This window comes from Agrobacterium sp. ES01, assembly GCF_050320885.1.
Taxonomy (GTDB): Bacteria; Pseudomonadota; Alphaproteobacteria; order Rhizobiales; family Rhizobiaceae; genus Allorhizobium.
Window position 1 is genome coordinate 457,535 of record NZ_JBNQTH010000003.1, and the last position, 16,763, is coordinate 474,297.

Sequence of the window (16,763 nt, forward strand, 5' to 3'; positions counted from 1 at the left end):
GGCAAGAGCAACATGACCTTAAGCAAGCCCCCCCTTTCCGGTATCCGCGTCATTGAACTTGCCCGTGTCCTGGCAGGGCCATGGGCCGGCCAGATCCTGGCCGATCTGGGTGCCGACGTGATCAAGGTGGAAAACCCTGACAGCGGCGACGAAACCCGCGCCTGGGGACCACCCTTCATAGAAGGCAAGGACGGAGAAAACCTCTCTGCCGCCTATTATCACTCGGCCAACCGCAACAAGCGCTCCATCGCCGTTGATTTTCGAACGGACGACGGTCAGGATATCGTCCGCCGTCTGATCGCCAGCGCCGATGTCGTCATCGAGAACTTCAAGGTCGGCGGCTTGAAGAAATACGGTCTCGACTATGACAGCCTGAAGGACATCAATCCGAAGCTTGTCTATTGCTCCATAACGGGCTTCGGACTGACAGGCCCCTATGCCGGCTTTGCCGGTTATGACTACATCGTTCAGGGCATGTCCGGCTTCATGTCGATTACCGGCACACCCGATGGAGAACCCATGAAGGCAGGCGTTGCCATCGCCGACATCTTCACAGGTATCTATGCCGCAACAGCCATCCAGGCAGCCCTCATCCATGCGCTGAAAACCGGCGAGGGTCAGCAGGTCGACATGGCACTGCTGGATGTCATGTCCGGCGTGCTGGCCAACCAGAACCTCAACTATCTCGTCTCCGGCAAGGCACCGTCCCGCCTTGGCAATGCCCACCCCAATATCGCTCCGTATGAGGTGATCCCCACAGCCGATGGCCACCTGATCCTTGCCGTTGGCAATGATGGCCAGTTCCGCCGCCTTTGCACCATTTTGGGCATTGAGGCACTGGCGGATGACGAACGCTTCGCCACCAACAAGGCACGCGTCGCCCATAAGCCCGAACTGAGGGAGATCGTCACGGGCGAAACCGTGAAGTGGCACAAGCAGGACCTGCTGACCGCCTGCGAGGCCAACGCGGTCCCAGCCGGTCCGATCAACTCGATCGCGGAAATGTTCTCCGATCCCCAGATCGTCGATCGCGGCTTGCGTATCGATCTTGACGACGACTGCGGCAACAGCATTCCAAGCGTGCGCACCCCGATTGTACTGTCGAAGACACCACTGGCCTATAATCGCCCCAGCCCGCGAATTGATGAAAATAGAGACGACATTCTGGCCGAACTGGCCGAGCTTGAAGGAAAGAAGTCGACATGAAGAAGACCGGTGGCCAACTGATCGTTGATGCCCTGCAGGCCAATGGCGTCAAGCGCATCTCCTGCGTTCCGGGTGAAAGCTATCTCGCGGTCCTCGACGCGCTTTACGACAGCGGCATCGAAGCAGTGGTCTGCCGTCAGGAAGGTGGCGCTGCGATGATGGCCGATTGCTGGGGAAGGCTCTCCGGCGAACCCGGCATCTGCATGGTGACGCGCGGTCCGGGCGCCACAAACGCCTCCGCCGGCCTGCACATTGCCCGTCAGGATTCGATACCCATGATCCTGTTCATCGGCCAGGTTGCCCGTGACATGCGTGATCGCGAGGCCTTTCAGGAAGTCGAATATCGCCGCGCACTGACCGAATTCGCCAAATGGGTCGGCGAGATTGACGATGCCGCCCGCATTCCCGAATTCGTCACCCGCGCCTTTGCGGTCGCGACGTCAGGCCGTCCCGGCCCGGTCGTGTTATCCCTGCCCGAAGACATGCTGACAGATCTGGTTGATGCCCCCGCGGCAAAACCATACACAGCTGTCGAGATGCATCCAGGCCCAGCACAGATCAAAGAGCTGGCTCACATGCTGGCCAAGGCCAAGCGTCCGGTCGCCATCCTCGGCGGGACGCGATGGAGCGAAGAAGCTGTCGCCGATTTCCGGACGTTTGCCGAAACATGGAACCTGCCGGTCGGCTGCTCCTTCCGACGCCAGATGCTGTTCGATCACACGCATCCATCCTATGCCGGCGATGTTGGCATTGGCATCAATCCGGCACTTGCCCGCGAAATCAAGGACGCGGACCTGCTTCTGCTCGTCGGTGCCCGCATGTCGGAGATGCCATCTTCAAGTTACACCTTGCTGGACATCCCCTACCCATCCCAGACACTGGTGCATGTTTATCCCGAACCGTCAGAACTCGGCCATGTCTATCGCCCGGATCTGGCCATCTGTGCCGCACCGGCAGAGTTTTCGGCCGCAATGAAGTCGCAGGCTCCGCCAGACAGTCCTGCATGGCTGGCGCGCACCAAATCCATGCATGAGGCCTATCTGGCCTGGTCGACACCGCCTTTACAAGGTCCGGGGCCGGTTCAGATGGGACCGATCATGAACTGGATCGAATCCAATACCGACAAGCAGACCATCTTCACCAATGGTGCCGGCAACTACGCGACCTGGCTGCATCGTTTTCACCGATTTCAGGCATTTGCAACGCAGGCAGCCCCCACTTCTGGCTCTATGGGCTACGGCCTGCCAGCAGCAGTGGCCGCAAAGAAGCTCCACCCCGAACGCGAAGTTATCTGCTTTGCCGGCGACGGCTGCTTCATGATGCATGGGCAGGAATTTGCGACGGCCGTGCGCCACAACCTGCCGATCATCGTCCTCGTGATCAACAACGGCATCTACGGCACCATTCGCATGCATCAGGAGCGCGAATATCCGGGCCGCGTCAGCGCCACGGATTTGACCAATCCGGATTTTGCAGCCCTTGCCCGGGCCTATGGCGGACACGGCGAAACGGTGGAAACGACGGACGCGTTCGCAGCAGCCTTTGAGCGCGCCCGCGCATCCGGGAGGCCGGCAATCCTGGATATCAAACTCGACCCGCAGGCCATTACCCCTGCAAAGACGCTGAGCGAAATCCAAGCTGCAAGCAGATGATGAAACATCGCACGTAAAGAAAGAGCCGGCGCCCCCGATGGATGCGCCGGCCTTCGAATATTCGTGCGATCTGCGGATCGTCAGTGGCTTAGATCGCAGCCGTGACGATGAACTCGACCTTGTAGTCAGGCGTGGCAAGTGCTGCCTCGCTGGTCGCGCGTGCTGGTGGGTTGGCAGGATCGATCCAGCCTTCCCAGACAGCGTTCATTTCGGCAAAGGTGGACATGTCCGAGATGTAGATGATCGTCTGCAGGATCTTGGACTTGTCGGAACCTGCAAGCGCCAGAAGACGATCGACTTCGGCCAGAGCGGACTTCGACTGCTCCGTAACGCTGGAGCCCTCGCCCACCTGACCGGCGAGATAGACTGTGTTGCCATGGACGACAGCGCCGCTCATACGTTTACCAGGTTCGATACGCTTGATGCTCATGGAAATCTCCTTTTGACATGATGATGCCGCCGAAGACTGCGCTTCGGCGGTGTGATAAATTGGTTGGGAACGCTTAGCCGCGAAGGGGGAGTACGGTCTGATAGGCCTTCGTCGAGCGTGCGCCGGAGCGGCAGAACCCAAGCATTGGCCGTTCGAGGTCGTCGAGCGCATCCATCATGCCGCTCACGGTGTCCTCGGTAATGCCCATGGACCCGACAGGAATATGGCGGATCTTCATCCCCAGTTCTTCTGCACGCCTGGCGATATCGTCAAACAACGGTTGGCCCGGTTCTTCAAAGTCTGGACGATGGCTAACGATCGACTTGAAGCCCCGCTCCTTGATCTCGTCCAGATCCTCTACCGTGATCTGACCGCTGACCCAGTATTCGTCGCTGACCTGCCTGATATCCATTATACGTCATTCCCTGGATTTCGATGACCGCTTGTCTACGTTGCCAGCCGCGCGGCGTCAATCTCGCAAGGCTGCAGCTATCCGTCAGATGAAGGCGAAGTTGAGGCCATAATCACGTGTTTCCCCCGGCGCCAGGAGCGGCAGTTCGCCGCGCGCCTCAAGCGCATTGCGACCTTCCATACGATGTGAAACCGGCTCGATGCCGATAACTTTCGCTGGATCGGTCTGATTATGCCACAGCTGCAGATAAGGCAGCGTATCGGTTCGGAAGCGGACCTGCAGCATCCGCCCTCCGATGGCAGCGATCGGCCCGAGCCGAAGCTCTGCCCATCCCCCCATTCCAGCGGACACGCAAATGATATCACCGTCAGGCTTTCCAAAGCGCCAGGGCGTCTGGCTGTCCTCAAGCATCGCACCGGCCAGCATCGTACCGTCATCCAGGTGTTTGGAGCCGATATTCATGTGGTACATCAGCATCGGTGGGAACGATGTGGACCCTGTATTGGTCACGGTATCGCGCAGGCTGACCATTCCGGTCTCGCCGTCGATTTGCCAATGGCGCTCAAGCAGCGCCTCACCGCCATCGGCAAGCGCAACCGCGACCCTTGCCGTGCACTCCGCATCCTTATCCATCGTCAGCGAGACGATCTCGGCGGGATGAGACGAGAAAGAACCATGTAGCGGATAGTTTTTCTTGCTCCCCTGATCGATCGGCTCTGGATGGCGAATATGATCGGGACCGCAGGTGAAGAGAAACCCTTGGAGCGAATGATCGATGCGCGAATCGCCGTCGTCCGGGATTGCCCGTCCGGGCGCCAAATCAACGCCAGCAATCAGCAAATGGCCGATATCGAGCACAGAGCTTTCATCAAGGCTGATGATCGGCCCCGTTGCAGCCTTGAATTCCATCTAAAATCTCTCCTGAGAATAGTCCTGCCCTGATTTTGTCTCAGGCAAGGCATGCCGCCGCCACAGTTCGAAAGTAAGCCAGTGCCGGCATTAAGCTCTCGTTCATCATGAATTCACCTTTTCCAAGCTACTGTCAAATCTCGGAACATGACGATCCCTCGGGAATTCTACTCATATGAATGGACCCATGACCCACACCACGAAGCCCCGTCTGCTTATCGCAACTTTGCTCACCTCCGCTGTACTCGCGTCACAGCCGGCGCTTGCGCAAAATTACGGCTACAGGGACACGCTACTGGTCACGCCGCAGGGCGATATCCTCGATTATGTACCCGAGCGCGGCGAAGTGGAGATCGGCTATGACCGTCTCGGTCGGCGCGTGCTGTTTGATCATCGGGGCAACCTCATCGCGACCGAAGTTCCGGCAGAGACTTATTTTCCGCAAAACAACGCCCGCGAATACCCGACAGACAACCAACAGCTGTCGAATCAGGGATGGAATGACGACAACGTCGTGACCGGCGGCGTTCCGCCGCAAGGTCGGGTCGATAGCCAGCCACTCGATCAGGTTTACCCGGATATCAGCGACGAGCAGCGGCAGGTCTATGAAGAGCCGGCCCCCATGGCCACAGATCAGGCTACTCCGCGCACCGTGACACCGGAAATCCCGGTTGGAAAACTGGCCCGTGCCGAAGCAACAGCACTGCAGGTATTCCTCGACCGTGAAGGCATTTCCCCGGGCGTCATCGACGGCAAGATTGGCCAGAACGTCAACAAGGCCATCGTTGCCTGGGAACAGATGACCGGCGAAAAGCTCGATCCCAACAATGCCGATGAAATCCTTGAGCGCCTGCGCCTTTCAGGTGGCCTCGCCTTTATGAGCTATACCATCACCGCTGGCGACGCTGCAGGTCCCTATGTGGCCGAAATCCCCACCGACTACAGCCAGAAGGCCATGCTGCCTTCGCTCGCCTTCACTTCCACAGCCGAAATGCTGGCGGAAAAATTCCACATGGATGAAGACTATCTGCGCGAATTGAACCCCGGCGTCGACTTCACCATCCCCGGCACCATCATCAAGGTGATCGATCCGGGCGCTGCCAAAAAGGGACAGGTTGCCCGCATCGTCGCCGACAAGGGTCTGAAGCAGGTTTTTGCCTATAATGACGCTGGCGGTCTGATCGCGGCATATCCGGCCAGTATCGGCTCCACCGATACCCCTTCCCCCTCAGGTACTGTCACGGTTGACCGCATCGCGCTTAATCCGGGCTACACCTACAACCCGAAAATCAATTTCCAGCAGGGTGGAAACGACAAGGTCCTCAACATTCCGCCTGGGCCAAATGGCCCCGTTGGCGTTGTCTGGATGGCTTTGTCAAAGCCGACCTACGGCATTCACGGCACACCTGATCCCTCCAAGATCGGACGGACGCAGAGTCACGGCTGTATTCGTCTGACGAATTGGGATGCGACCGAGCTCGCCAAGATGTCGAAGCCTGGCGTCACCGTGGAATTCGTCGACTGACAAACCGAAGTCGGCGTCAGGCACCGGTGGACTCCGCCTTGAACCGGGCCGACCAGTCCTGACTTTGCCGGTCGGCCAGCTTTCCGGTCGTGATCGGAATAGACGAGACATTGCTGCTATCCATGCCATGCGCATCCAATACACGGGCTAAGCCGCCATGCGGATCTCCCGACAACCCGTTATAGGTCAGCGGCAGTGGATCGATGCCGAATGTCTTGAACCATGCGCGCCATGCCGCATCGTCGTGTTCCAGTTCACGGACGATCTCGCCGATCCGCTGACCATCATAATGGGGTTCGAGATGTGACTGCGTTCGCTCCAGCTCGCCTCCGTCACGAGTGATATGCCACAGCCCGCTTTGCTCTGCCTTCATCAAAGAGATGGCCTGGGCAATCTTGTCCTCGCGGGAGAGATAGATGTAGAGCACGCGACCGAAAGCGGCTTCAATCAACGCACGTCCTGATCCTGCATCCGGATGAAGAAGCGCAAGCCTCTCGCACATCTCACCGAGATTTTCGTACATCACCCGCAAACCGAAGATACCCGTACCGCCACGACCTTCTCTAATGACTGCGTCCACATAGCGACGACTAAACTCAGTCGAATGCAGATCGCCATCATGGGTGACGCCCAGATCGCGTGCGAGACCCATGATCGATTGGCGACGGAAATAGGAATCTGGCTGGCCGCAACCGGCATGCTCCAGCAGGTAGCACAGCAAGGTGCTGCCGCTACGGGGTGTGCCGCAGATGATGTAGGACTGATAAGACGGCATCGGAATGTCCCGTTTAAAAAGAACTTTCAATATCGGCGGGACATTAGCCACGACCGGTTCGAGCAGCAAGAGCGCAGGATTTGTCGGAACTCTGACAACGAAAAAGCCGCCCGCAGTCGGATGCGGACGGCTTTAAAACTTCGCGATGTGCGGATATCAGGCGGCGTTGCTGACCAGTCGCAAGAGACGGCGTGGCTGTTGCGAGCGGATGACGCGCACCGGAAGCAGGCGCATCACTTCGCCGGCAAAGGCGAGCGCATTGTCACGGGCCTTGTCGAGATTGCTGATCTTCGCTGCGTCCATCGTCCGCAGCGTGCCACCACAGTCGAACAGTTCACGGAATGCCGTGCGCTCGCCGATCGGCGTATTGATCACATTGACGCCGCGAGCCGCCAGAAGACCCTTGATCGTCAGCAGCGCCCGTGTCGTCACCATGGAGGTCACACGCGTCAGCACCACCGAATGGCTGATCTTCATCTTGCCTGCCTCTTCCATCAACTTGATCAGGTCAAGGATCTGCGCGCCGCCGCGCGCATCCATCGCACAGCCCTGAATCGGGATCATGACATGATCCGACAGACCGATGGCCGCCGTCACCAGGGCGTCGCGTGCGCCGGCGAGATCGACAACGATATAATCCGTCGTCTGGGACAATTCACGAATATGGCCCTGAAGCGACGCCATGGTGATCTCGGAAATCACTTCGATATTGTGCTGCGGTCCGGAGATGTCATGCCACTGGGAAATCCAGCGTTGTGGATCGCCGTCGAGAATGGCCACACGATACCCCTGATGGGCGAGTTCGGTTGCAAGAAGAAGTGCGGCAGTGGTCTTTCCGGCGCCACCTTTGGCATTGGCAAATGAGATGACTGGCATTCTATTTCCTTGAAGGTATTATTCGAGCCGGAGATTGCTCTGCTGGTCACATGCTTTCATAGCGTCCTTGCTGCCAACTCTTGCGAATTATGGTTAATAAACATCTAATGCTGCGATCCTGAATTCATGGTCAGTGCGCGCAGCCGATAAAATAAGCCACTGATATCAATAGAAAAATACTCCCGCGCTGTTAGCGGGGAGCATTTATCCATCCCAAGAATTAGGGACCAACGGGCATTATATTATATATTTTTAATACACGAACCGACATGCCGCGGCTGAACTTTGCCAGCCTTCAGGTCTGAAAGCTGCGGAATGGAAGAATCATGTCCGCCAATCGAAGCCTCGAAAACCGCCTTATCGATCGGAATCATGCGCCCACCGGACGTGAAGGAAGCCATCTTGTCCTTGCCTATATAAACCGTGCTGACCTTCATCTTGCAGAAAAAAGCCTTCCCGTCCTTGGACACGACCCATCCAAGACTGCCGGACTTGCCGGCCGCGAGAGGTCCAACTGCATAGCCTTTCTTTGAAAGCGTTGTGAAGCTTTCCGCGGACGCTGTTGCAGGCACAAGCAGAAGTCCCGCAAGCATGGACAAAACCAGTTTTGAAAATCGCATATCTGAAATCCCCCGAATCGACAGCTGTTAGAGTTCAACAGTTACATTACGGCAGGATGACCGACAGGTGACAACAGTGGCGAGCGGCGAATACAAAAATGGTCCGGTGCGCATTTGCACCGGACCAGACGAACCGAGCGATAGTCTGTTTCCTAGAAGCAGGCCTTGAACAGTTCCTTGGTGTTTTCCAGTGTCATCGGCACCGGATTACCACCTGCACTCGGATCTTCTATGGCCATGGCTGACAATTCATCAATCCGGTCCGGCTTGATACCCATCGCCGTCAGGTTATCCGGAACGCTCAACAATGCGCGCAACTCCAGCACATAATTGTAGAAGCCGTCAAAGCCGCCGGAGATACCGAGATAAGCTGCCGCCATCTCGATCCGGCTTTCGATGGCCTGACGGTTAAACGTGAGAACCGGTGGCATCACCACCGCATTGGTCATGCCGTGATGGGTGTTGTAGACCGCGCCAATCGGATGCGACAGCGCGTGGATGGCACCCAGCCCCTTCTGGAAGGCGGTAGCGCCCATCGCAGCCGCCGCCATCATGTTGGTCCGCGCTTCGATGTCGGCACCTTCCTTGTAGGCCCGAGGCAGGAACTCCTTGACCAGCCGCATGCCTTCCAGCGCGATACCCTGGCTCATCGGATGGTAGAAAGGCGAGGAATAGGCTTCCAGGCAATGGGCGAATGCATCCATGCCGGTGCCCGCCGTAATCATCTTCGGCATGCCCATCGTCAGTTCCGGATCGCAGATCACGACACCCGGCAGGAACTTCGGATGGAAGATGATCTTCTTCACATGGGTCTGAGAATTGGTGATGACCGAAGCGCGACCGACTTCCGAACCGGTGCCGGCGGTCGTCGGGACAGCGACGATTGGAGCGATACCCTCGATCGAGGCACGCGTCCACCAGTCACCGATATCCTCGAAGTCCCAGACCGGACGGGTCTGGCCAGCCATAAAGGCCACGCATTTACCAAGGTCGAGACCCGAGCCGCCACCGAAGGCAACAACGCCGTCGTGACCACCGTCCTTGAACGCTTTCACGCCGGCTTCCAGATTGATCTCGTTGGGATTGGGATCGACGTCGGCGAAGATCGCCCGGCCAAGACCGCCCTCTTCCATGACGTCCAGCGCGCCAAGCGTGATGGCCATGCTCGCCAGACCACGGTCTGTGACGAGAAGCGGGTTCTTCATCCCCAGCGACTTGCAGGCATCGGCAAGTTCGTTGATCCGGCCCCGCCCCATTTTAATGGCGGTCGGGTAACTCCAGTTGGCGACGATATTCATTGGGTGACCTTCTTGAGATGATAGGATTTTGGTCTGGTGAGGTTCTGGAAACCGATGACGGAAAGCGATCCGCCCTTGCCGGTTTCCTTGCAGCCGGTCCAGCACAGGGCCGGATCGAGATAGTCGGCACGGTTCATGAACACGGTGCCCGTCTCGATATCGCGGCCAATGCTGGCCGCACGCTCGGGATCCTGCGTCCACAGTGATGCTGTCAGGCCATAAGGACTGTCATTCATCAACGCCAGTGCCTCCTCGTCACTCCTCACCTTCATGATACCAACTGCGGGACCAAAGGTCTCCTCTTTCATGAAGGACATCGAATGATCGACATCGACGAGGATCTGAGGGGCAAGATAGGCACCGCCGTCATCCGCCGGGAAGAGCTTCGGATCGACCAGCGCCCTGGCACCCTTGGAAAGCGCTTCGCCGATCTGTTCGCGCACCACCATAGCAAACCGCTTGTTGGCCATTGGGCCGAGAGACGTTTCCGGATCGAGCGGGTTGCCCAGCTTGTAGTTGGAGACCCAGGCAACGGACTTTTCGACAAACTGGTCATACAGGCTCTCGTGCACATAGACGCGCTCGATACCGCAGCAGCACTGGCCGGAGTTGAAGGTCGCACCATCCATCAAGGTGTCGACGGCAGCATCAAGATCCGCGTCCTCCATCACATAGCCGGGGTCCTTGCCCCCCAGTTCCAGCCCAAGGCCGGCGAAGGTCCCGGCTGCCGCCTTTTCGATAGACCGGCCGCCACCGACAGAGCCGGTGAAATTGATGAAGTTGAAATACCCTCCAGCAATCAGCGCCGAAGTCGTGTCGTGGTCGAGGAACACGTTCTGGAAAACATCTTCCGGCACGCCAGCCTCAACGAAGGCGCGCACCATGCGCTCCCCCACCAGCAATGTCTGGGTGGAGTGTTTGATGATCACGGTGTTGCCGGCCATCAACGCCGGCGCGACAGTGTTGATCGCCGTCATGTAAGGATAGTTCCAGGGGGCGATCACAAACACGACGCCCTGAGGTTCCCGCTCGATCCGGCGTTCAAAAGCATTGCTTTCTTCGATGATAAGCGGCTTCAGCGCATCTGCTGCAATCGAGGCGACATAATTGGAGCGCTCGTTGAACCCCTTGAACTCACCACCGTAGCGCACCGGGCGCCCCATCATGTGAGCGAGTTCCGGCACCACCTCGTCGGCCATTTCATTGACGCGGGCCACGCCCTTCATGACGAGCTGCACGCGCTCTTCGAGCGGACGACGCGCCCAGGCTTTTTGCGCATTCTTCGCGCGCTTTGCCACATCCTGTGCGGCACCGAGAGACAAGGTCTCCCGCTCCGCATAGACCGATCCGTCGATCGGAGAAATACATTGCAACATTGCCATTTCACTGCTCCTTCGGCCTTGAGGCCGGTGTTTCCGCGTGGATCAGCTGCGCCTTCTTGCAGGATGGACGCAGGCTGTTTCCAGACTCATTGTAGATATCGCGACGCGCTGCGCCCGACCCTGAAAAACGTTTCGTGACTTGTTGTTATCAAACGGCACTATGACAGCATTGAGCCCGATCAAGCCCGCTCGAAACCGCGCGCGACCTCCCAGTCGGTCACCCGCCGATCATATTCTTCCTGCTCCCATTCGGCCGCACGAACATAGTGATCGATGACATCGTCTCCGAGCGCCGAGCGCAGCATCTCCGAGGCGTTGAGCTCTTTGGCTGCTGCACGAAGCGTATTGGGAATTTCGCGGATATCTTTTGCGCCATAGGCATCGCCGGTAAATTCCGGCTCGAGCGCCATCTTCTTCTCGATACCATCGATCCCCGCAGCCAGAAGCGCTGCCATGGCAAGATACGGATTGAGATCGGAACCCCCGACACGGCATTCGACACGAATACCCTTGGTGGCTTCGCCGCACAGGCGGTATCCGGCGGTCCGGTTATCCTTCGACCAGATTGCCTTGGTTGGCGCAAATGTGCCGACGGCAAAGCGCTTGTAGGAATTGATATAGGGTGCCAGAAAATAGGTGATTTCGCTGGCATGGGTCAAAAGCCCCGCCATATAGTGCTTCATCAGATCCGACATGCCGTGCTCGGCCTTGTCGTCAAAGAACAGCGGCTTGCCGTCCAGTGACCAGAGCGACTGGTGAATATGCGACGACGAGCCGGCAGCATTGTAATGCCACTTGGCAAGGAATGTGACGGACTTGCCTTTCGACCAGGCAATTTCCTTGCAGGCATTCTTGATGATCACATGGCGGTCGGCCATGGTCAGCGCCTCACCATAACGAACATTGATCTCGGCTTGCCCGGCAGACGCCTCACCCTTGGAGTTTTCGACCGGAATATTGGCCCCCTGCAAGCCCTTGCGGATCGCCCGCATCACGTCTTCTTCCTTGGTTGTCTGGAAGATATGGTAGTCCTCGTTATAGGCGCTGGCGAGCTTCAGATTGCGGTAGCCCGATGACTGGGCCTCATCGAAGGTCTGATCGAACAGGAAGAACTCGAGCTCGGAGGCCATAAAAGCCTTCATCCCCATCGCTTCCAGACGCTTGACCTGCTTTTTGAGGATTGCGCGCGGCGAATGGGGCACTTCGGCATGGGTATGGTGGTCGAGAACGTCGCAGAGAACCAGCGCCGTGCCTTCCAGCCACGGTGTCTTTCGAAGCGTCGAAAGATCCGGCTTCATCGTATAATCGCCGTAGCCCTTTTCCCAGCTCGTCGCCGCGTAACCGGAGACGGTTTCCATCTCCATATCGGTCGCCAGCAGATAATTGCAGCTATGAGTTTCCTCATAGGCGCCCTCGACGAAAAATTCAGCCTGGAAACGCTTTCCCATCAAGCGACCCTGCATGTCGACCATCACGGCAAGCACGGTATCGATACGTCCCTCGGCGACATCTTTTTTCAGTTCATCGAATGTATAGTGTGCAGACATCGGTCAATCCTGACAGGCGGTGTTTCAGGCCCTGTAAACGTGGTGTTTTCATTGACCGGCCCGATACGCAAAACCGCGTACCGGACCGTGTGTTTCAGTGTCGATCGAAGGGATCAACGATAAGGCGAACCGGCCTTTTCCATGACAGCCTGATAATCCTTGAGGATCTTCACGACCCGGGCATTGCGCTCGCTCTGGCCTGCAATCTCGTCCCAGAAGGCATAGGCCTTCTCTTCCACAGTCTTCCACTCTTCGGCCGGAATTGTGGTGAGCTCGAGAGAGCTGCCGCCTGCGCGAAGCGATGCTTCACCGCCCCAATACCAATGCAGGCGACGGTAATGCGAACTATCCATGCAAACTCTCCAGAGCTGCTGGAGATGTTCCGGAACCTCATTCCAGCGGTCGGCATTGGCAAAGAACGAACCGCACCAGCCGCCGGAGATGTTGTTGGTCAGGAAGTATTTGGTCACCTCTTCCCAGCCGGACGTCTTCATTTCGGTGATCCCGGACCAGGCAATCGCATCAATTTCACCGGTCTGCATGGCAACCGGCACGTCTTCGAACGGGATGGTGACAGGCACGACGCCGAACTGCTCAAGGAACTTGCCAGCGGTCGGGAAGGTGAAGACGCGAAGGCCCTTCAGGTCTTCGAGAGACTTGATCGGCTTGTTGGTCGAGAAGTTGCATGGATCCCACGCACCGGCAGACAGCCACTTCACGCCGACTTCCGCATAGGCTTCGTCCCAGATCTCGGCCAGACCGTACTGGTAGAACAGTGTCGGCACGTCGAGGCTGAAGCGCGAGGCGAACGGGAAGTAGCCGCCGAACACCTTGATATCGACCGGCGAGTTCATCGAGTCATCGTCCGACTGGACGGCGTCGATGGTGCCGGCCTGCATGGCGCGGAACAGTTCGCCCGTGGGGACCAGCTGGTCAGCGGTGTAGAGCTCGATCTCCATCTCGCCATTGGCCGCCTTGTTGAAGGCGTCAATGCAAGGACGCACGACTTCTTCGGCAAGGGCAGCCCCCGCATAGGTCTGGAGACGCCAGGTGATCTTCTTGTCTTGCGCCCTGACGGCCGGTGCCGCCAGCATGGCCGGACCGGCTGCAGCAGCAGCGATACCGGCATTCTTCAAAAAGGTTCTTCTATTGGTCATTATCGTTTCCCTCTTTCAGTTGATGTTCGATTTCCCCCGCACCTCGTTTGAGGCTTTGGGGGACGTCTCATTCTACGGGTCCGTATGGCGGACCTCGTTGGTTTTGACCTGTCCCTAGCCCCGCACATAAACATGGTTGGGCAGCCAGGTGGCGATCTCCGGAAAGGCCATGACAATACCAAGACCGAGGATCATGATGGCAACGAACGGAATGATAGATCTGTAGATGTCGACAAGCGTAATTTCCGGCGGCGCCATGGCCCGCATCAGGAACAGATTGTAGCCGAATGGCGGTGTCATATAGGCAATCTGGCAAGTGATCGTATAAAGCACGCCATACCAGATCAGGTCGAAACCGAGCTTGCCCACCAGCGGAATATAGAGCGGCGCAACGATTACCAGCATGGCCGTATCGTCGAGGAATGTCCCCATGATCAGATAGGATATCTGCATCATGATGAGGATCTGCCAGGGGCTCATGCCCAGCTCATCGACCAGCAGGTTCTCCAGCGCCTTGACGGCTCCAAGACCGTCGAACACGGCACCAAAGCAAAGGGCTGCCAGGATGATCCACATGAACATGCAGGAAATGCCGAGCGTCTGCTCCAGCACCTTGTTCCACATAGTCCAGTTAAGCCGACCCTTGATGGCAGCAGCCACCAGTGAAGACAGCGCGCCCACTGCCGAGCTTTCAACCAGGCTCGTCACACCCATGACGAACAGGCCCATCATCAGGAAGAAGATCACGAACGGCAGGATGCCCGCACGAAGCAGTTTCAGTTTCTCGACCAGCGGAATATCGCGTTCTTCCTTTGGCAGAATTGGTCCGAGCGACGGAGTGATGCGGCAGCGAACGACAATGTAGATGATAAACATTGACGCCAGCAAAAGGCCGGGAAAGACGCCAGCGATCCATAGCTTGCCGACCGGCTGACGCGCAATCATGCCATAGAGGACAAGCACGACACTCGGCGGCACCAGAATGCCAAGCGAACTGCCGGCCTGAATGACTCCCGACACCATGATCTTGTCATAGCCGCGCTTCAAAAGCTCTGGAAGAGCAATCGTTGCCCCGATGGCCATACCCGCGACCGACAGGCCGTTCATGGCAGAGATGATAACCATCAGACCGATCGTGCCGATCGCAAGGCCGCCCGGCAGTCCGCCCATCCACACGTGGAAAGCCTTGTAGAGATCCTCGGCGATGCCGGATTCCGACAGCATATAGCCCATGAAGATAAACAGCGGCAACGTCAGAAGCGGATACCATTTCATCAGCTTCATGCCGGCAGAAAAGCCGAGCTCGAAGCCGCCATCGCCCCACAGGAAGGCTGCAGCCACCACGCCGACGAATCCGATGGCGGCAAACACGCGCTGACCGGTCAACATCGACATCATCATCGATGAGAACATCAAGAGTGCAATAATTTCATAGCTCATGCGATCGGCCTCCCGACCGCAACGGCCAGATCCTTGAAGAAAATAGAGGTTGCCTGCAGGAAGGTGAGCGCGATGCCGACCACCATCACGATCTTGACCGGCGCCATATAGGGCGACCAGCTCGAATAGCTCGTTTCACCATATTGAAGCGCGTAGTTCGTGCTGGAGACACCGCCGTAAAGCAGGAAGAACAGGTAGACGAACAGCATGAATATGGTGATCACATCCACAATCGCCTTGGTGCGCGGCGACCAGCGTCCATAAATCAGGTCCATGCGCACATGACTGTCGAGTTGAAGCGAATAGGCGCCTCCCATCAGATAGTAGCCGGCCATGACAAATTGCGCTGTCTCGAGCGTCCAGTTGGCGGGCAGATGGGTGGTCTTGGAAATCGACGAATAGAGCAGGATGCCCATCATCACGAGCACGCCATACATGACGATGCGTCCCAGGCGGCGGTTGAAACCGTCCACGAAACGAACATAGGTCTTGATGGCTTCAGGCATCCCCGCCCCCGATCCACAGTGCGCAAGGCATTGATGCCGTGCACCGTTCGCCCGCTATCGTCCTGTCCCGTCCCATCCATTCCCCTCTCTTATGATCATTGGTCTAAATGCCTGGACACCGTTCCTCAGCTTGCGGCCCCCAGCCGTGATAGTCCGTCGCAAAACAGCGAGGTGAGATAGGCAGATACCTGACCCTGCCCTGCCTCGTCGGCCAGAAGATCGTTGCGAACCTCGATCATCACATTCATCAACCCGTTGGGCAATGCGTGCAGCCGCAGGCTGTGCGTGACGCCGTCATCCGGGCCGTAAGGATCATTTCGCTCCAGCCGATATTGACCACCCTTGCCCACATCCAGAAGCGCATCGGCAAAGCGGCTGTCTTCGTCGTGCAAGATACCGACCTCGACATCGCGCTGCTTGCCCAGATAGACCGGCGTAAACGAGTGAACGGTAACGACAATCGTATCCTGTCGCCGCGCTTTTCTTGCGGCAACCTCTTGAGCGATCCGGTCGTGAAACGGAATGTAGAGAGCAGCGGTGCGGGCATAGCGTTCTGCAGGCGCAAGGTTTTTATTGCCCGGAATTTCGTAAATCTCGCTTGCTTCAGGCATGGCCGAGGGTGACTCCGGCGGCCGATTGCAGTCATAGATCAACCGGGAAAAACGCTGCGAAATCAGGACGCTGTCGAACTCGCTCGAAAGCTGGCTTGCAACGGCAAGCGCGCCCGGATCCCAGGCAATATGGCTTGCCAGCGCCTCTGGGCCGAGGCCCAGGTTACCGGCATTGCGTGGCATCAGCCGGGATGCGTGCTCGCAGATAAACAGAAACCGGCCAGCCCCATCCGGATTGTCCACGGCAACGGGCTCGCCGTCCTCAACCGTCAGGATATCCGTTCGTGAAAGCATGCAACGCCTCTGTCGCGTGGGAAGAAAAATCACGAAGAGAATTCTTCAAGGAGCCGTCACTGTCAATCGCATTTCTGTAAAAATCTTTTCAGAATTTGATTGACGCTGTTTCTTTCCGGGATG

At 57.6% G+C, this 16,763-nt stretch carries 16 protein-coding genes; 3 read left to right on the forward strand and 13 right to left on the reverse strand.

Annotation, left to right across the window (positions count from 1 at the left end):
* Positions 1-12 precede the first annotated feature (12 nt).
* Both ACQQ2Q_RS11480 and ACQQ2Q_RS11485 read left to right on the forward strand, forming a co-directional pair.
* Positions 13-1,206 (forward strand): CaiB/BaiF CoA transferase family protein, encoded by a 1,194-nt coding sequence (locus tag ACQQ2Q_RS11480; RefSeq protein WP_428187197.1) that lies wholly within the window; start codon positions 13-15, stop codon positions 1,204-1,206.
* The gene (locus ACQQ2Q_RS11485; RefSeq protein ID WP_428187198.1) at positions 1,203-2,858 is read left to right on the forward strand and encodes a thiamine pyrophosphate-binding protein; all 1,656 of its coding nucleotides are present in this window, start codon (positions 1,203-1,205) and stop codon (positions 2,856-2,858) included. The genes ACQQ2Q_RS11480 and ACQQ2Q_RS11485 overlap by 4 nt, the downstream gene beginning before the upstream one ends.
* Positions 2,859-2,946: 88 nt before the next feature.
* On the opposite strand, the gene ACQQ2Q_RS11490 is transcribed toward ACQQ2Q_RS11485, so the two are convergent.
* The 3 genes from ACQQ2Q_RS11490 to ACQQ2Q_RS11500 form a co-directional block, all read right to left on the reverse strand.
* A complete protein-coding gene (locus tag ACQQ2Q_RS11490) occupies positions 2,947-3,288 on the reverse strand; it encodes a RidA family protein (protein WP_428187199.1) in 342 nt (113 codons plus the stop codon).
* A gap of 73 nt (positions 3,289-3,361) precedes the next feature.
* A complete protein-coding gene (locus ACQQ2Q_RS11495; RefSeq protein ID WP_428187200.1) occupies positions 3,362-3,700 on the reverse strand; it encodes a TIGR01244 family sulfur transferase in 339 nt (112 codons plus the stop codon).
* Between the two features lie 84 nt (positions 3,701-3,784).
* Positions 3,785-4,609: a DUF4432 family protein gene (locus ACQQ2Q_RS11500; protein ID WP_428187201.1), complete on the reverse strand. Its 825-nt coding sequence runs from the start codon at positions 4,607-4,609 to the stop codon at positions 3,785-3,787.
* A gap of 187 nt (positions 4,610-4,796) precedes the next feature.
* On the opposite strand from ACQQ2Q_RS11500, the gene ACQQ2Q_RS11505 reads away from it, so the two are divergent.
* Positions 4,797-6,134 (forward strand): L,D-transpeptidase, encoded by a 1,338-nt coding sequence (locus ACQQ2Q_RS11505; RefSeq protein ID WP_428187202.1) that lies wholly within the window; start codon positions 4,797-4,799, stop codon positions 6,132-6,134.
* 16 nt (positions 6,135-6,150) lie between these two features.
* Here ACQQ2Q_RS11505 and ACQQ2Q_RS11510 read toward each other — a convergent pair whose 3' ends face one another.
* From ACQQ2Q_RS11510 to ACQQ2Q_RS11555, 10 genes are all read right to left on the reverse strand, one after another.
* Positions 6,151-6,909: a Stf0 family sulfotransferase gene (locus ACQQ2Q_RS11510; protein ID WP_428187203.1), complete on the reverse strand. Its 759-nt coding sequence runs from the start codon at positions 6,907-6,909 to the stop codon at positions 6,151-6,153.
* 156 nt (positions 6,910-7,065) lie between these two features.
* Positions 7,066-7,785 carry an AAA family ATPase gene (locus ACQQ2Q_RS11515; protein WP_428187204.1) on the reverse strand — a complete coding sequence of 240 codons (720 nt, stop codon included), beginning with the start codon at positions 7,783-7,785 and terminating at the stop codon, positions 7,066-7,068.
* 242 nt (positions 7,786-8,027) lie between these two features.
* Positions 8,028-8,255 (reverse strand): hypothetical protein, encoded by a 228-nt coding sequence (locus tag ACQQ2Q_RS11520; RefSeq protein WP_428187205.1) that lies wholly within the window; start codon positions 8,253-8,255, stop codon positions 8,028-8,030.
* A gap of 302 nt (positions 8,256-8,557) precedes the next feature.
* Positions 8,558-9,703: an iron-containing alcohol dehydrogenase gene (locus tag ACQQ2Q_RS11525; protein WP_428187206.1), complete on the reverse strand. Its 1,146-nt coding sequence runs from the start codon at positions 9,701-9,703 to the stop codon at positions 8,558-8,560.
* Entirely contained in the window at positions 9,700-11,085 is a 1,386-nt protein-coding gene (locus ACQQ2Q_RS11530; RefSeq protein WP_428187207.1) for an aldehyde dehydrogenase family protein, read from the reverse strand. Before ACQQ2Q_RS11530 ends, ACQQ2Q_RS11525 begins: the two co-directional genes overlap by 4 nt.
* A 179-nt stretch (positions 11,086-11,264) precedes the next feature.
* Entirely contained in the window at positions 11,265-12,632 is a 1,368-nt protein-coding gene (locus ACQQ2Q_RS11535) for a glutamine synthetase family protein (RefSeq protein ID WP_428187208.1), read from the reverse strand.
* A gap of 113 nt (positions 12,633-12,745) precedes the next feature.
* A complete protein-coding gene (locus ACQQ2Q_RS11540) occupies positions 12,746-13,789 on the reverse strand; it encodes a TRAP transporter substrate-binding protein (RefSeq protein WP_428187209.1) in 1,044 nt (347 codons plus the stop codon).
* 114 nt (positions 13,790-13,903) lie between these two features.
* A complete protein-coding gene (locus ACQQ2Q_RS11545; RefSeq protein ID WP_428187210.1) occupies positions 13,904-15,229 on the reverse strand; it encodes a TRAP transporter large permease in 1,326 nt (441 codons plus the stop codon).
* Complete coding sequence (locus tag ACQQ2Q_RS11550; RefSeq protein WP_428187211.1) at positions 15,226-15,735, reverse strand: TRAP transporter small permease subunit; 510 nt, start codon at positions 15,733-15,735, stop codon at positions 15,226-15,228. The genes ACQQ2Q_RS11545 and ACQQ2Q_RS11550 overlap by 4 nt, the downstream gene beginning before the upstream one ends.
* Positions 15,736-15,860: 125 nt before the next feature.
* Positions 15,861-16,640 (reverse strand): N-formylglutamate amidohydrolase, encoded by a 780-nt coding sequence (locus ACQQ2Q_RS11555; protein ID WP_428187212.1) that lies wholly within the window; start codon positions 16,638-16,640, stop codon positions 15,861-15,863.
* Between the last annotated feature and the right edge of the window lie 123 nt (positions 16,641-16,763).

What these genes read in the sequence shown, in the direction of transcription:
- ACQQ2Q_RS11480 (WP_428187197.1), top strand. Translation starts at nt 13, where the DNA reads ATGACCTTAAGCAAGCCCCCCCTTTCCGGTATCCGCGTCATTGAACTT.
- ACQQ2Q_RS11485 (WP_428187198.1), top strand. Translation starts at nt 1,203, where the DNA reads ATGAAGAAGACCGGTGGCCAACTGATCGTTGATGCCCTGCAGGCCAAT.
- ACQQ2Q_RS11490 (WP_428187199.1), bottom strand. Translation starts at nt 3,288, where the DNA reads ATGAGCATCAAGCGTATCGAACCTGGTAAACGTATGAGCGGCGCTGTC.
- ACQQ2Q_RS11495 (WP_428187200.1), bottom strand. Translation starts at nt 3,700, where the DNA reads ATGGATATCAGGCAGGTCAGCGACGAATACTGGGTCAGCGGTCAGATC.
- ACQQ2Q_RS11500 (WP_428187201.1), bottom strand. Translation starts at nt 4,609, where the DNA reads ATGGAATTCAAGGCTGCAACGGGGCCGATCATCAGCCTTGATGAAAGC.
- ACQQ2Q_RS11505 (WP_428187202.1), top strand. Translation starts at nt 4,797, where the DNA reads ATGACCCACACCACGAAGCCCCGTCTGCTTATCGCAACTTTGCTCACC.
- ACQQ2Q_RS11510 (WP_428187203.1), bottom strand. Translation starts at nt 6,909, where the DNA reads ATGCCGTCTTATCAGTCCTACATCATCTGCGGCACACCCCGTAGCGGC.
- ACQQ2Q_RS11515 (WP_428187204.1), bottom strand. Translation starts at nt 7,785, where the DNA reads ATGCCAGTCATCTCATTTGCCAATGCCAAAGGTGGCGCCGGAAAGACC.
- ACQQ2Q_RS11525 (WP_428187206.1), bottom strand. Translation starts at nt 9,703, where the DNA reads ATGAATATCGTCGCCAACTGGAGTTACCCGACCGCCATTAAAATGGGG.
- ACQQ2Q_RS11530 (WP_428187207.1), bottom strand. Translation starts at nt 11,085, where the DNA reads ATGGCAATGTTGCAATGTATTTCTCCGATCGACGGATCGGTCTATGCG.
- ACQQ2Q_RS11535 (WP_428187208.1), bottom strand. Translation starts at nt 12,632, where the DNA reads ATGTCTGCACACTATACATTCGATGAACTGAAAAAAGATGTCGCCGAG.
- ACQQ2Q_RS11540 (WP_428187209.1), bottom strand. Translation starts at nt 13,789, where the DNA reads ATGACCAATAGAAGAACCTTTTTGAAGAATGCCGGTATCGCTGCTGCT.
- ACQQ2Q_RS11545 (WP_428187210.1), bottom strand. Translation starts at nt 15,229, where the DNA reads ATGAGCTATGAAATTATTGCACTCTTGATGTTCTCATCGATGATGATG.
- ACQQ2Q_RS11550 (WP_428187211.1), bottom strand. Translation starts at nt 15,735, where the DNA reads ATGCCTGAAGCCATCAAGACCTATGTTCGTTTCGTGGACGGTTTCAAC.
- ACQQ2Q_RS11555 (WP_428187212.1), bottom strand. Translation starts at nt 16,640, where the DNA reads ATGCTTTCACGAACGGATATCCTGACGGTTGAGGACGGCGAGCCCGTT.